The sequence below is a fragment of the Actinopolyspora alba genome (genome assembly GCF_900112765.1).
Classification (GTDB): Bacteria; Actinomycetota; Actinomycetes; order Mycobacteriales; family Pseudonocardiaceae; genus Actinopolyspora; species Actinopolyspora alba.
In genome coordinates this window covers 74,898-86,919 of record NZ_FOMZ01000016.1, presented here as the reverse complement: position 1 = coordinate 86,919, position 12,022 = coordinate 74,898, and the positions used below count along the sequence as shown (strand labels likewise).

At 69.6% G+C, this 12,022-nt stretch carries 19 protein-coding genes; 18 read left to right on the top strand and 1 reads right to left on the bottom strand.

Going from position 1 to position 12,022, the window contains the following annotated elements; all coding sequences use genetic code 11:
- Positions 1-2 precede the first annotated feature (2 nt).
- From BM150_RS20995 to BM150_RS20930, 14 genes are all read left to right on the top strand, one after another.
- A complete protein-coding gene (locus BM150_RS20995; protein ID WP_092929272.1) occupies positions 3-323 on the top strand; it encodes a hypothetical protein in 321 nt (106 codons plus the stop codon).
- A complete protein-coding gene (locus BM150_RS20990; protein WP_092929270.1) occupies positions 323-583 on the top strand; it encodes a hypothetical protein in 261 nt (86 codons plus the stop codon). Before BM150_RS20995 ends, BM150_RS20990 begins: the two co-directional genes overlap by 1 nt.
- Positions 583-915, top strand: a complete 333-nt coding sequence (locus tag BM150_RS24270; RefSeq protein ID WP_092929268.1) for a hypothetical protein — start codon at positions 583-585, stop codon at positions 913-915. The genes BM150_RS20990 and BM150_RS24270 overlap by 1 nt, the downstream gene beginning before the upstream one ends.
- Entirely contained in the window at positions 912-1,490 is a 579-nt protein-coding gene (locus BM150_RS20980; protein WP_092929266.1) for a crossover junction endodeoxyribonuclease RuvC, read from the top strand. Before BM150_RS24270 ends, BM150_RS20980 begins: the two co-directional genes overlap by 4 nt.
- Positions 1,487-2,017, top strand: coding sequence for a hypothetical protein (locus BM150_RS20975; RefSeq protein ID WP_092929265.1), 531 nt, complete (start codon positions 1,487-1,489; stop codon positions 2,015-2,017). The genes BM150_RS20980 and BM150_RS20975 overlap by 4 nt, the downstream gene beginning before the upstream one ends.
- A gap of 1 nt (position 2,018) precedes the next feature.
- Positions 2,019-2,213 carry a hypothetical protein gene (locus BM150_RS20970; protein WP_092929263.1) on the top strand — a complete coding sequence of 65 codons (195 nt, stop codon included), beginning with the start codon at positions 2,019-2,021 and terminating at the stop codon, positions 2,211-2,213.
- Positions 2,210-2,662, top strand: coding sequence for a hypothetical protein (locus BM150_RS20965; protein ID WP_092929262.1), 453 nt, complete (start codon positions 2,210-2,212; stop codon positions 2,660-2,662). The genes BM150_RS20970 and BM150_RS20965 overlap by 4 nt, the downstream gene beginning before the upstream one ends.
- Positions 2,663-2,808: 146 nt before the next feature.
- Positions 2,809-3,183: a hypothetical protein gene (locus BM150_RS20960; protein WP_092929260.1), complete on the top strand. Its 375-nt coding sequence runs from the start codon at positions 2,809-2,811 to the stop codon at positions 3,181-3,183.
- Between the two features lie 156 nt (positions 3,184-3,339).
- Entirely contained in the window at positions 3,340-3,579 is a 240-nt protein-coding gene (locus BM150_RS20955) for a helix-turn-helix domain-containing protein (protein ID WP_092929258.1), read from the top strand.
- A gap of 24 nt (positions 3,580-3,603) precedes the next feature.
- A complete protein-coding gene (locus tag BM150_RS20950) occupies positions 3,604-4,107 on the top strand; it encodes a DUF6221 family protein (RefSeq protein ID WP_092929256.1) in 504 nt (167 codons plus the stop codon).
- Positions 4,108-4,234: 127 nt separating this feature from the next.
- Positions 4,235-4,873 (top strand): DUF7341 domain-containing protein, encoded by a 639-nt coding sequence (locus tag BM150_RS20945; protein ID WP_092929254.1) that lies wholly within the window; start codon positions 4,235-4,237, stop codon positions 4,871-4,873.
- A gap of 210 nt (positions 4,874-5,083) precedes the next feature.
- Entirely contained in the window at positions 5,084-5,527 is a 444-nt protein-coding gene (locus tag BM150_RS20940) for a hypothetical protein (RefSeq protein ID WP_092929252.1), read from the top strand.
- Positions 5,528-5,680: 153 nt separating this feature from the next.
- The gene (locus BM150_RS20935; protein ID WP_092929250.1) at positions 5,681-5,926 is read left to right on the top strand and encodes a hypothetical protein; all 246 of its coding nucleotides are present in this window, start codon (positions 5,681-5,683) and stop codon (positions 5,924-5,926) included.
- 7 nt (positions 5,927-5,933) lie between these two features.
- Positions 5,934-6,548 (top strand): hypothetical protein, encoded by a 615-nt coding sequence (locus BM150_RS20930; RefSeq protein ID WP_092929248.1) that lies wholly within the window; start codon positions 5,934-5,936, stop codon positions 6,546-6,548.
- 102 nt (positions 6,549-6,650) lie between these two features.
- Here the strand turns inward: BM150_RS20930 and BM150_RS20925 are convergent, their stop codons facing one another.
- Complete coding sequence (locus tag BM150_RS20925) at positions 6,651-6,830, bottom strand: hypothetical protein (RefSeq protein WP_092929246.1); 180 nt, start codon at positions 6,828-6,830, stop codon at positions 6,651-6,653.
- A 599-nt stretch (positions 6,831-7,429) separates the two neighbouring features.
- Here BM150_RS20925 and BM150_RS20915 point away from each other — a divergent pair.
- The 4 genes from BM150_RS20915 to BM150_RS20900 are packed head-to-tail and all read left to right on the top strand — an operon-like array spanning position 7,430 to position 11,990.
- The gene (locus BM150_RS20915) at positions 7,430-7,885 is read left to right on the top strand and encodes a phage terminase small subunit (protein WP_217641796.1); all 456 of its coding nucleotides are present in this window, start codon (positions 7,430-7,432) and stop codon (positions 7,883-7,885) included.
- Positions 7,869-9,491, top strand: coding sequence for a hypothetical protein (locus BM150_RS20910; protein ID WP_092929242.1), 1,623 nt, complete (start codon positions 7,869-7,871; stop codon positions 9,489-9,491). Before BM150_RS20915 ends, BM150_RS20910 begins: the two co-directional genes overlap by 17 nt.
- A gap of 13 nt (positions 9,492-9,504) precedes the next feature.
- Positions 9,505-10,986: a phage portal protein gene (locus BM150_RS20905; RefSeq protein WP_092929240.1), complete on the top strand. Its 1,482-nt coding sequence runs from the start codon at positions 9,505-9,507 to the stop codon at positions 10,984-10,986.
- Positions 10,983-11,990 (top strand): hypothetical protein, encoded by a 1,008-nt coding sequence (locus BM150_RS20900; RefSeq protein ID WP_139219609.1) that lies wholly within the window; start codon positions 10,983-10,985, stop codon positions 11,988-11,990. Before BM150_RS20905 ends, BM150_RS20900 begins: the two co-directional genes overlap by 4 nt.
- Positions 11,991-12,022 lie beyond the last annotated feature (32 nt).

Below are 12,022 nucleotides of genomic sequence, written 5' to 3'. Positions count from 1 at the left end.
GTATGCGTGCGTATCGCTCCCGCAGCACCAGCGACACCCCGTCGCTGGCCAGCACCGAGATGCTGACGGCCGTGCGCGACGGGCACATCGTCGAGACCCACCACCCACGGCTCGGCGTGGTGCCGTGCTGGACCACGCGGGCCGCCGGGTGCGGATGGGTGCGGCTCGGTGAACGCGCCGTCGAGGCCGATCCGGACACCCCCGGGCCCGTCTGGATCGGCCAGGCCGACACCCGCGTGCTCGACCGGCTGATCGCCGACGGCCGGATCCGCCACACCCGCCGCGGCTACCGCACAGCCCCCAGTTCGAAGGGAGCCTGTTGATGTCGATCGAAACCGTTCTCGAACCGCCGCTGCCCGACCTCGACGACGGCGATGATGACGAGCCCACCCTCGATCTGCTCGTGGCCGTCACCGAACCGGACGAGACCCGCCGCGGCACAGTGACCCAGCTGCCCGCCGAGGCGGATTTGGCCACGGTGGCCGACGAGTGGGTGCGCGCGCTGCTGGCGGCCGCCGAACTCCGCGGGCCCGCTTTGGCTGAGGCAGTCCGCCGCCGCATGGCCGACGAGAGGAACCACTGATGCTGAAGACGTACTCCGAGCGCGTTCTCGGATGGCTGGTGCGCGTGGCCCTGCTCTGGTGCGGCGTCACCGCCACCACGGCGATGCTGGTCGGTGCTCATGACGAACTCGTGGTGGCCCTGCTGCTGGCTGTGTTCCTGGGCATGACCCTGCTCGCCGAGCGGCTCGACCATCTCCTGCGGACACGTCCGGAGCCTGGCCCTTGCCTGGAGTATCTCGACGGCTTCGACGACACGGTGCTGGCCTGCGCGCTCCGGGACGGACACCGCGGCGGTCACGAATCCCGCGATGGCACCAGGTGGGCCCGTCTGCGACAGGGGGAGCACCGGTGAGCACACGAACCGCTGCGACCACGGTGGCCGCGATCGACCCGTCGCTGGCCTCGACCGGGCTGGCCCGGCTGACCACCCGCGAGGGCCGGTGGGTGGCCGAGACCAGCCTGGTCACCTCCACCGGACGGCGCTCCGACACGCTGCGCCAGCGGCACCAGCGGCTGCGCGACATCACCACCGACGTGACCGACTACGTCGCCGACGCCGACCTGGTCGTCATCGAAGGGCCGGCGATGGCCAGCCGGGGCGGCTCCACGGTGGACCGGCACGGGCTGTGGTGGCGCATCGTGGCCACGGTGACCGACCGCAGCACCCCGATGCTGGTGGTGCCGCCCACCAGCCGCGCGAAGTTCGCCACCGGCAAGGGCAACGCCGACAAGGCAGCGGTGGCGGCCGCGGTGGTGCGGATGTGGCCTGAGGCCGACATCGCCACGTCGGACGCGGCCGACGCGCTCGCCCTGGCCTCCCTCGGCGCGGCCGCGGCCGACCTGCCCGTCCCGTTCCCACTGCCGCAGTACCGCACCGACGTCCTCGCCGCTGTAGTTCCCGAACCGTCGAAGGAGCACACCCCATGAGCACCGACACCGAACAGACCGTCTGGATCTCGCCAGCCATGGCCGCCCGCGCCGAGGCCCTCGACCGGGCTCACCGCGTACTCTCCGGACGCGGGCTGACCTCCGCAACGCCAGCCGCGACGGACCTGATCGCCGTGGCCGCCTGGATTACCAGCGGCCCCGGGCCAGACAACGATGGCGACGCCGACGCCGACATCGCTTCCCTGACCGCCTTCGGTCCCCAGCACGACGACGCCGTTGACGATGACGAGCCCGCAGACGCGGACGCCGATCCGGTCTGCGAATGCTGCTACAGCCTCGCTGACGTCGCCGTCCCCCGCCGGGCGCAGTACCACTGGAAGCACCGCGACGGGACGCACGCGGCGTACCTGTGCCACGGCTGCACCCGCAACTGGCTGCGCGAGGCTGTCCAGTCCGGAGACTGCGAGATGCTGCCCGGCCAACTCGCCGTGCTCCTGCGGGAGGCCACTCCGGCCGACCTGGCCCGCATCGTCAACCGGCAGAACGACCGCACGCGGAGGCGGTGACATGCTCGGAGAGTTCGACGGGCAGGGCGCGGCCACGACCACCCTGATCGGAGACACCACCACACCCGTCCAGCGCGCGGCCGCCGCCCGGTTCGTGGCCTCGCGCGCGGCCGATGCGGCCGATCTGACGCGGCTGCTGTCCATGCTCGACCTGACCGCGGCCGAGGCGGTCACCACAGAGAGGGGAACCCGATGAGCGACGAGACCACCGACCGCATGTGGGTCGTGCTGCGTGACGACCCGTCCAGCACCATCCCGGTCGCCGTGTGCGGCACCCGCGCGCAGGCCGTCGAGCTGGCCGAGCTGCTTGGCGAGCCGCACCGGGCCGAACCGGACGGGGTGCCGGTGCTGCCCGCCGGTGCCGCGGTGCGGGTGCGCCAGTGGTGGTCGTGCCGCGCCACCGTCGAGGACGGGCGCGTCTCCCTCGGAGAGCCGTTCCTGCTTCCCGGCGCTGCCCGGCCTCTGGGACCGGGCGAGGATGACCAGCCCCAGGGGACGGTGCAGCTCGACGAGGAGGCCGCCGAGCTCGAACGCGCGGTGCGCGGGCAGCGCGTGCGGCACCTGGCCGCCTATGCCACCTCCGCCGAGCGGGCCCGCGAGTTGGCGCGTCACCGGGCTCAGGGCATCGCTGACCAGGACATCTAAAAAAAATGCGCTCGATGTCTCACTATCCCCTTGCGATAGTGGGACATGAGGCGCATAATGGGAGATGTCCGCACGGGACAGCCCCCGGGAAACCGGGAGCCGCACCTCCCTCCGGGGGCCAACTCAATAGTGGAAGGGAGAAACCCATGGGAACGCCTTCAGATGATCGGGTGTACGGGGTTCGCACCGTCGACACGCTCGGCGAGGACCTCTACCTGATCGCCGGTCGGATCCTCTCCGACCTCAAGGCTGACCAGGCCGAGGGGAACCTGCCCGGTAACGCGGTGATCGTGACCGCCGTCCAGGGCAGCACCATCACGGTCCAGGCCCACGTGGTGCACACCCACCAGGGCGAGCCCGCCGATCGCACCGCGATCCGGTCCCGCGCCCTGACGGTGATGGACCGCTACAACTGGATCGGGAAGAAGAACCGGCACGATGTGCGGTTCACCCCGAGCGTGACGGTGCGCTACGTCCGGTCCCGACTGGACGCGGCGTCCCTCGGATCCGTCATCGGGTAACCGATGACCAGGGGCGGCACCCACCAGGTGCCGCCCCGCCCCTTTCCCTTCCCGTGGACACGAAAAAACCCCGGGGTCCGCACGCCCCGGGGTTCGGATCGGAAGAGAGAAACTCCGCCGCCGAGCATAGCGGCCACACCACCAGGAGCCAACCCCATGCCCGCACCCCGCGCCAACCGCGACACCCCCACGCTGCGCGCTGTCTACGAGGCCGACCAGCGCGTGGCCGAGCTCGAGGCCCAGCTCGAGCAGGCCAAGGCGAAGCGGCTCGAGGCGATGCTCGCCGCTGCGGCCGCCGACGATCCGGTGACCCCCATCGCCGAACAAGTTCGTATGTCGCGTCGGCACGTCACCCGCGTGCTCCGGCAAGCCGGATACGACCCACACGACGACTGACACCACCGAAACGAGGCAGGAGCTATGACCGACGACCCGATTGACCACTTGCTCACGTTCGTAAGAGATCGACTCGACGAGGACGATCGAGCAGCGAGGAACGCCACGCGCGGCCCGTGGCACCACGAACCGGACGGGCCGTGGGAACACCAGCTGACCGCCGACGACGCCGAGCTCCCGGTGGCCTACGACATGGGAAACGACAACGCCGCGCACATCATCCGGCATAACCCTGCCCGCGTGCTCCGGCAGATCGAGGCAATGCAGCAAACAGTTGACGAGTATGAGCGGCTACGCCGCGACCGCGCCCGTAACGAGGCGGCCTCAGCCGAGCTGGCAGCCGAGATCGACCATCAAGAGCAAACGGGCGAATGGGCAGGCCCCGGGCTGCCGGACGTTCGGCTGCGCGGGATACGGCGCGAAAGCGACTACCTCAGCGCGATGGAGCCAGCGTTGCGGCGCATCTTGTACAGCGTGGCGTCGATCTGGTCCGACCATCCCGATTACCAGGCGAAGTGGAGAGCGTGACTGGCTAAAGCAGGAAAAGGCCGGTGCCGCCCCACCAGCGGCACCGGCCCTTCGTCCCCGCACACACCGTCGCATCCCTGCGTGGCGCTCGGACTGTATCGCGACCGACTGACGAGGGGACTCCGCCATGGCCACCACGCTCGAAACCGCCGAACTGCGCGAATCCGTCGACAGGCTGCGGGCCCACGCCGCTGACCTGCTCGACGCCCGCAGCCGCCCCGTGATGCGCGACGACGGCACGGTCACCGCCCACCCGGAACCGTCGCTGCTCGACCAGCTGCGCGACGCGATCGCCCCGGGAACCGACCGCCGCCCCGGCACCGGCGCCGGTTCCCGCACACCGATATCGATCGAGGCACATGACCGGCTCGCCGAGATCGACGCCACCAGCACCCGGATCCAACAGGCACTGGCCAGCCCGCCCCACCGGGACGTGGCCGAACGGCTGCGCGGCATCGTCGCCACCGTCACCGCCACCACCGACCGCGAATCCATCGACACCGTCACCGCACACCTGAACCACTGGGTGCGGGAGATTCGCGTCCTGTTCGACCCGCCGCGCCGGTTGCACGTGGCCGCGCCCTGCCCGGCCTGCCAGACCCGCATGGTGGCCACCACCGGAGACGACGGGGAGACGGTGCAGACCCCGGCGCTGTGGGTCGACGGCCAGACCGGGTGCCGCTGCCACGCCTGCGGCCACCACTGGCCGACATCGCACTTGGAGCACCTGGCGGCCGTGCTCGGGTGCGTGCCGCTCCCGGAGTGAGTAAAGCGGTGCCCGGCACCGTCCGGGGACGGGTGAGACTGCCGGGCACCGCTGAGACTCCACCGTGACAACAGTGGGAGCGGCTCCAAAATACCTCGAAGGTACCCCCTTCCCAAGTGGTTTCCAACTCTGCTATAGTTGTATGTGTTGTGAGGGAGTGAGACCCCGACCAACAAGCACCGTGACAACACCAGAGAGGAGCCTTCAGGCATGACCGAGTGGACGACCAACGTCGTACAGGTCACGATCCGGGCAGCGGGAGACGTCGACGGCCGTGTCGACGTCAGCAACGTCGGAACACCGGAAGCGGTGGTCAGTCTGACGATCGGCAGTTCGCTGTGCCGACTCGTGTCCCGGGTCACCACCCGGAAAGTTCGGGAGAACTGGGAGCGGGCCGGGATCAACACGAACCGCCTTCCCGAGCGAGTCAGCCAGACATGGCTCGGCCCGGATCTGGGAATCGCTCCGGTCGGTGCGGTGGTCAAACTGGTTGATCCCCCAGTGGCCTCCCACCTTGTTCCCCGGAACGATCAGCACCGGCGGCCGGTGCACCTGGCCATTCAGGTAGGCCCGGTGGTCTGGGTGGTCCTCGACAGGACTGCCTACCGCACGATGCTGGACCTGTGGCGACGCGCCGAACGAGCCTTCGGCTAGTCCAACCGGGGTGCCCCGACCACGGGGCACCCCGCCTCTCGGTTCTCCACACAGCTCGCTGTTGTCCACAGCGAGCGCACATGACCCTGTCGGTTCCTCGACCCGCTTGCCACGGTTTCCCCCAGAAACCGACCACCAAGCAAGGAGCAACCCATGCACACTTGGACCACCAGCACCACCACGAGCGACCACACCGGCACCGGCGCCACCGCCCACGAGGCGTGGCGCGCCGCCCTGGACGCCGCAGCCGAACTCATCCACACCGGCACCGACGAGACGATCACACTGACCGTCGACGGCCACAGCGCTCACCTGCAGCCCCAGACCGAGACTGACGACGTCACCGCGACGCTGCACACCCTGGACACGATGCGCGCCAGCATCCTGGCGAACGTGTGAGGCCGCGATGATTCCCGACGGACACACCCCCATCGACCGGGACGGCGTCGCCGCCCTGCACGGACTCACCCCCCGCCAGGCAGCGCGTCGACGCCCCTGGAACCAACCTGGTCATCCGGAACCACTCACCCGAGGACGTCCCACCAACAGCCGCCCCCGGCTGTGGGACTCGTATCAGGTCGCCGCCTACGCCACCGGGCATCCGGCCCCGCCGCTGCCGAACCGGCACCAACCCGGCGACCTCCTCGACCGGATCGAAGCCGCCGAATACCTCGGCCTCACCCCCACAGCGTGGGAACGCGACACCTACCGGGCACGCGTTCCGGAACCCGACGCCAGGCCGTACAACGTGCCGCACTGGCACCGATCCACACTGGACCGCCACGCCGCCGACCGCGCTCGCCCCCGCGAACCCGCCGGTGGCAGGCCCGCTGGAGCGCGGGACGCAACACCGCGACGAGACCTCGCGGCACGGGTGGCGGAACTGGTCGAACACCACCGGTCCCAGCACGGGCGCGTGAACATCGCGGCCATCGCCCGGGAACTCGGCATCGCCTACAGCACGGCCCACAAGTACGCACACAGCCACGATTCCGCTTCCCCTCCCCGGAATCGACAGTGACGCGCTGATCGTGCATACTGTGGGCGCTCAGGCGAGGTGTGCCTAAAGCCTAAAAAAGGGCCCGTTTCCGGCGGTTCGGAAACGGGCCCTTACGCGTAGCGATCACTGATCAGACGTCTTCGCGACGCTCTCCCATTTTCCGGGCGCGTAGATAGCGTCGATGTTGTTCGGACCAAGACTTCCGCGCTTATAGAGAACGAGGTGACCGTTGTCGAGCTGGACTTGCTCGGCCTCGGGGTACTGATCCGTTTTGTTCGCATGAATGCGCACGTTGTAACCCATATTCGGATGGTCGTCTGGTCCGAGCGCACTGTTACAACCGGGGGTGCGATGGCACGCGGTGGATTGCGCCCGTGCCCGACCCCAGGGTGTGGCGAACTCACCCCCGGGGGGCGGTGCGCGGGCTGCGCGCGCTCGGCGTCACAGGCCCGGGGCAGTGCTGCCCAGCGTGGCTACGACGCGCGGTGGCAGCGCACCCGTGCCCGGTATCTACGGCAGCACCCGTACTGCGAGTGCTCCGATTGCGCGCAGCTTCCGGCGATCCTGCGCCCGGTGGCCGAGGATGTGCACCACCTGGACGGATTGGGTCCGAAAGGCCCGCGGGGCCATGACTGGTCGAATCTTCAGGCGTTGACTCATGCCTGCCACGCGCGGCACACCGCGCTCGAGCAGCCCGGAGGGTGGCACGACCGGCAGCAGCACTGATCGTGGCCGCGCTCGGTGACCGGCGGCGGCCGCCGGTGGGGGGAGGGACCCCTGCCGGGGTGGAGCCGTGGACCGCCGGGGAGGGCTCCGCGAAGTCTGTCAGGTTCAAAAGGTCCTCACTATCACGCGCCGTAGTCGGGAGGGGGTGGCTCATGCCGCGGGGAGGGTCCCGCCCGGTGTCCGGGCCGCCGCCGGACCCGAACGCGTTGCGCCGTAACCGGCTCAGCGATCAGGCGGGCTGGACGATGCTGCCGGCCGAGGGCCGCGCCGGTGAGCCGCCGGCCTGGCCGCTGGTCGACGTACACCCGCGCGAGTGGGATCTCTGGCGGGAGCTGTGGACGCGGCCGCAGGCGGTGGCCTGGGAGCAGTTCGGGCTGGAGCTCGAGGTCGCGCTGTTCGTGCGCAAGCTGACCGATGCCGAACGGCCCGGTTCGTCGGTGGAGCTGCAGAAGGTGATGCGCCAGTTCCTGGACGGTCTCGGCCTGTCGGTGCAGGGGATGCGGCGGAACCGGTGGCGGATCGCGCCGCAGGAGTCCGAGCAGGACCAGGCCGCCGAGCAGAGCCCGCGGCCGCCGGCGCGTCGTTCGGCGCGGGACCGGTTGAAGGTCGTGGCCCATGGCGACGGGAGCTGACGCCGACGAGTTCGTGGTCGACTTCCCGACGCTGTGGATCGTGCCCGATTGGATCGAGGCACACTGCCCCGTTCCGGACGGGATCCACGCTGGTTCGGATATGGAGCTGTACCGGTGGCAGCTGTGGTGCACCGTCAACCACTACCGAGTAGCGCCGACTGCGGAGGCCGGCCAGCTCGCCCCGGCCTTCGCCTATCGCCGCAGCCAAGTCGTTGCGCCGCAGAAAACGGGCAAGGGCCCGTGGAGCGCGTCGGTCGTCGCGGCCGAGGCGGCCGGGCCGGTGCTGTTCGCCGGGTGGGCCGCCGGCGGTGAGCTGTACCGGTGCCGCGATCACGGGTGCGACTGCGGCTGGGTCTACGAGTACGAGCCGGGCGAGCCGATGGGCACCCCGTGGGCCACGCCGCTGATCCAGCTCATGGCCACGTCCCAGGACCAAGTCGACAACGTCTACCGACCGCTGCAGGCGATGACGAAAAACGGGCCACTTGCCGAGCAGATGCGGGTGGGCGAGGAGTTCATCCGCATCGGCGAGCGGGGCCGTATCGACGTGGTCACCAGCTCGGCGCTGTCCCGGCTCGGGAACCCGATCACGTTCGCACTGCAGGACGAATCCGGCACCTACACCCACACGAACAAGATGGTGCGGGTGGCCGAGACGCAACGGCGCGGCCTGGCCGGCATGGGCGGTCGGGCGATGGAGACCACCAACGCCTGGGACCCGTCGGAGTCCTCGGTGGCGCAGCGGACCGCGGAAAGCCGTCGCCCTGATATCTGGCGCTACCACCCGCAGGCCCCGAGCGGGCTGTCCTACACCAACAAGCGAGAACGTCGGCAGATTCACCGGCGGGTCTACGCCGGGTCCGACCACGTCGATCTGGACGCGATCGAAGCCGAAGCCGCCGAGCTGCTCGAGAAAGACCCGGCCCAGGCCGAACGGTTTTTCGGCAACCGTGTGGTGTCCGGCACCAGCTCGTGGATGGACCGGTCCGCCTGGAAAGGCAGGCAGACCCAGCGTCGGATCCGTCCCCGCACCCGGCTGGTGCTCGGGTTCGACGGCTCCGACATCGACGACTGGACCGCCATCCGCGCCGAAACGCTGGACGGCTTCCAGTTCACCCCGGTCTACGGGCCGGACGATCGGCCGACGATTTGGAACCCGGCTGAGTTCGGGGGCCAGGTGCCGCGGCTGGAGGTCGCGGCCGCGATGGATCAGCTGATGCGCCGCTACGACGTGGTGCGGGTCTACGCCGACCCGCCCTACTGGGAGTCCGAGGTCGACGACTGGATCCAGCGCTACGGGGAGAAGCGGGTCATCCGGTGGTACACGCGCCGGGTGGTGCAGATGCACGCCGCGGCCGAACGGCTGCTGACCGACGTGACCAAACAGGACTCGACGTTTACCCACGACGGGTGCGAGATCACCACCGACCACGTGGGCAACGCCCGCGCCGCGGCACGGCCCGGTGACCGGTACGTACTGGTCAAAGCATCACAGGCACAGAAGATCGACGCGTGCGTCACTTCGGTGTTGGCGCATGAGGCCGCCGGCGACGTGATCGCCGCCGGCGAGGCCACGAGGAAACGGACTCGGGTCTACACCGCGTGAAGAGGGGAGGCGCATGGCCACCGAGGAACAGGCCCGTCAACTCGTCACGCATCTCGAGGCAGAGCTGCTGGCGCGGGCGGGACCGATCGAGCTGCGCTGGCAGTACTACCGGGGCGAACAGCCGCTGAAGTTCGCCAGTGAGGAGTTCCAGAAGTATCACGGCAAGCGGTACCAAGGCTTCTCCGACAACTGGGTGCAGGTCACCGCCGACTCGCCGGTGGAGCGGCTGACGACCACCGGCATCAAGCCCGCCGGTGCCGAACAAGCCGATGCGGACCTGTGGCGCGTGTGGCAGGAAAACAGCCTCGACGCCGACTCCCAGCTGGGGTTTCTCTCATCGGTGGTGGCCAACCGGTCGTATGTGCTGGTGTGGGGCAACCCCGATGACGAGTCCACTCCGGTGGTCACGTTCGAAGACGCACGCTCCTGCGTGATCGCCTACGAACCGGGATCGCGGCGCAAGCGCCGGGCGGCGCTGCGCCGGTGGCAGGACGGTGACGTCGAACAGGCCGTGCTGTATCTGCCCGACGAGGTGTGGAAGTTCGAACGCAGCTTGGTCAAGCCGGAGAAGTCGCCGCAGATGACCGCCGCGGATGCCGACCTCGACGAGATCGAGGAGGAGGACACCGGGCCGGGGCCGTGGCAGCCGCGCGAGATGGGTGATGCCGAGCCGAACCCGCAGCCCAACCCCATGGGTGTGGTGCCCGTGGTGGAGCTGCCGAACCGTCCGATGCTGGTCGACGAGCCGATCTCGGATGTGTCCGGGGTGATCGCCATGCAGGACGCGATCAACCTGCTGTGGGCGCAGCTGTTCACCGCGTCCGATTACGCGTCGTTCCCGCAACGGATCGTGCTCGGAGCGGAGCGGCCGACGATCCCGCAGCTCAACAACAAGGGCGAGGTCATCGCCGAACGCCCGGTGGATCTGGAGAAGTTCGCCGTCGACCGGGTGCTGTGGGTGGAGGGCGACGACGCCAAGATCGCCGAGTGGTCGGCGGCGAACCTGGACACCTACACCTCGGTGATGGAGGTCGCTGTCGGCCACATCGCCGCCCAGACCCGCACCCCGCAGCACTACCTCATCGGTAAGCTCGCGAACCTGTCCGGGGACGCGTTGATCGCGGCCGAGACCGGGCTGGTGCAGCGGGTCAACGAGAAACAATTGTGGTTCGGCCAGGCGCTGCGGGAAATGTTCCGGCTGGTCGCGCTGGCCCAGGGCAACGAGGCCAAGGCCAAGGCGGTGGCCGGCGGGTCGGTGCTGTGGGCCGATGCCGAGTCCCGCAGCCAGTCCCAGATGGCCGACGCGCTGCAGAAACTCCGAGACATCGGGTTCCCCTTCGAATGGCTGGCGCTGCGCTACGGGCTCACCCCCACCGAGGTGGCCGACGTGATGGCCATGAAGCAACGGGAAGCCCAGGTCGATCCGGTGGGGCAGTTGACGCAGATGATGTCGCAGCAGCCCGGTACGGCCGGTTCGGCTGAGGGGCTGTCGTGAGTCCGTCACCGGCGGCGCGGCAGCACCAGCAGCAGCGACGCGAACTCGCTTCCACTACTGCCCGGGCAGCCGGGCGGATGTGGTCCGACGTGGATACGGGCGACATTCAGGGCTCGTGGTCGTCCCAGCTGGCGGCCGTGGTCGCGATGCTGACCCAGGCGCAGGTGACTGCGGCTCGGCAGGCGGAGCCGTGGTTGAACCAGCAGCTCGGCACCAGCGACTCCAACGGCCAGGTGGTGCCGGAAGCGTTCTCCGGGCACTCCTCGGACGGCCGGCTGCTGTCCGGGATGCTGATGTATCCCGCGTGGGTGGCACTCTCCCGGATCAAACAGGGGCTGTCCCTGGCCGCCTCGATGGCCTCCGGGGCCGCGTTCCTCGATCTGCTGGTGCGTACCCAGGTGGCCGACGCCGGGCGTGCCGCCGACTCGGTGGGCATGGCCGCCCGCACCGAAATCGCCGGGCACGAACGCGTGGTGGGGCTACCGGCCTGCGGCCGGTGCATCATCCTCGCCGGACGGCTCTACCGCTGGTCGGACCACTTCCTACGGCACCCGCGCTGCGACTGCACGATGCAGCCGGTCACCACCGAAGAATGGCGCAGCCGCCGGCCCGACAACAACCCACGGGACCTGTTCGCGCAGATGAGCAGCGACCAGCAGACCAAAGCGTTCGGACAGGCAGGGGCGCAGGCGATCCGGGACGGGGCCGATGTGGGCCAGGTCGTCAACGCCCGCCGCGGGATGACCACGGCCACCGCCTACGGCCAGCAGGTGCGATCCACCACCGAGGGCACCACCCGACGGGGCCAGTTCGGCCGCTACCGCACCGGCGAGGACGGCACGCTGCAACAGCGCTCCGACTCCGAGCTGACCCGGCAGAGCGGGCAGCGCTACCGCAGCGCACAGACGCCCCGGCTCATGCCGGAGGAGATTTACGCACGCGCCGAGGACCGCGAGCACGCGATCCGGCTGCTGCGTCAGTACGGCTACCTGCGTAGCCAGTAATCCGCGCGCACCGCGCACACGTACGTCCCGCA

What these genes read in the sequence shown, in the direction of transcription:
- BM150_RS20965 (WP_092929262.1), top strand. Translation starts at nt 2,210, where the DNA reads ATGAGCGACGAGACCACCGACCGCATGTGGGTCGTGCTGCGTGACGAC.
- BM150_RS20990 (WP_092929270.1), top strand. Translation starts at nt 323, where the DNA reads ATGTCGATCGAAACCGTTCTCGAACCGCCGCTGCCCGACCTCGACGAC.
- BM150_RS20930 (WP_092929248.1), top strand. Translation starts at nt 5,934, where the DNA reads ATGATTCCCGACGGACACACCCCCATCGACCGGGACGGCGTCGCCGCC.
- BM150_RS20950 (WP_092929256.1), top strand. Translation starts at nt 3,604, where the DNA reads ATGACCGACGACCCGATTGACCACTTGCTCACGTTCGTAAGAGATCGA.
- BM150_RS20910 (WP_092929242.1), top strand. Translation starts at nt 7,869, where the DNA reads ATGGCGACGGGAGCTGACGCCGACGAGTTCGTGGTCGACTTCCCGACG.
- BM150_RS20955 (WP_092929258.1), top strand. Translation starts at nt 3,340, where the DNA reads ATGCCCGCACCCCGCGCCAACCGCGACACCCCCACGCTGCGCGCTGTC.
- BM150_RS20975 (WP_092929265.1), top strand. Translation starts at nt 1,487, where the DNA reads ATGAGCACCGACACCGAACAGACCGTCTGGATCTCGCCAGCCATGGCC.
- BM150_RS20995 (WP_092929272.1), top strand. Translation starts at nt 3, where the DNA reads ATGCGTGCGTATCGCTCCCGCAGCACCAGCGACACCCCGTCGCTGGCC.
- BM150_RS20940 (WP_092929252.1), top strand. Translation starts at nt 5,084, where the DNA reads ATGACCGAGTGGACGACCAACGTCGTACAGGTCACGATCCGGGCAGCG.
- BM150_RS20925 (WP_092929246.1), bottom strand. Translation starts at nt 6,830, where the DNA reads ATGGGTTACAACGTGCGCATTCATGCGAACAAAACGGATCAGTACCCC.
- BM150_RS24270 (WP_092929268.1), top strand. Translation starts at nt 583, where the DNA reads ATGCTGAAGACGTACTCCGAGCGCGTTCTCGGATGGCTGGTGCGCGTG.
- BM150_RS20935 (WP_092929250.1), top strand. Translation starts at nt 5,681, where the DNA reads ATGCACACTTGGACCACCAGCACCACCACGAGCGACCACACCGGCACC.
- BM150_RS20960 (WP_092929260.1), top strand. Translation starts at nt 2,809, where the DNA reads ATGGGAACGCCTTCAGATGATCGGGTGTACGGGGTTCGCACCGTCGAC.
- BM150_RS20970 (WP_092929263.1), top strand. Translation starts at nt 2,019, where the DNA reads ATGCTCGGAGAGTTCGACGGGCAGGGCGCGGCCACGACCACCCTGATC.
- BM150_RS20905 (WP_092929240.1), top strand. Translation starts at nt 9,505, where the DNA reads ATGGCCACCGAGGAACAGGCCCGTCAACTCGTCACGCATCTCGAGGCA.
- BM150_RS20945 (WP_092929254.1), top strand. Translation starts at nt 4,235, where the DNA reads ATGGCCACCACGCTCGAAACCGCCGAACTGCGCGAATCCGTCGACAGG.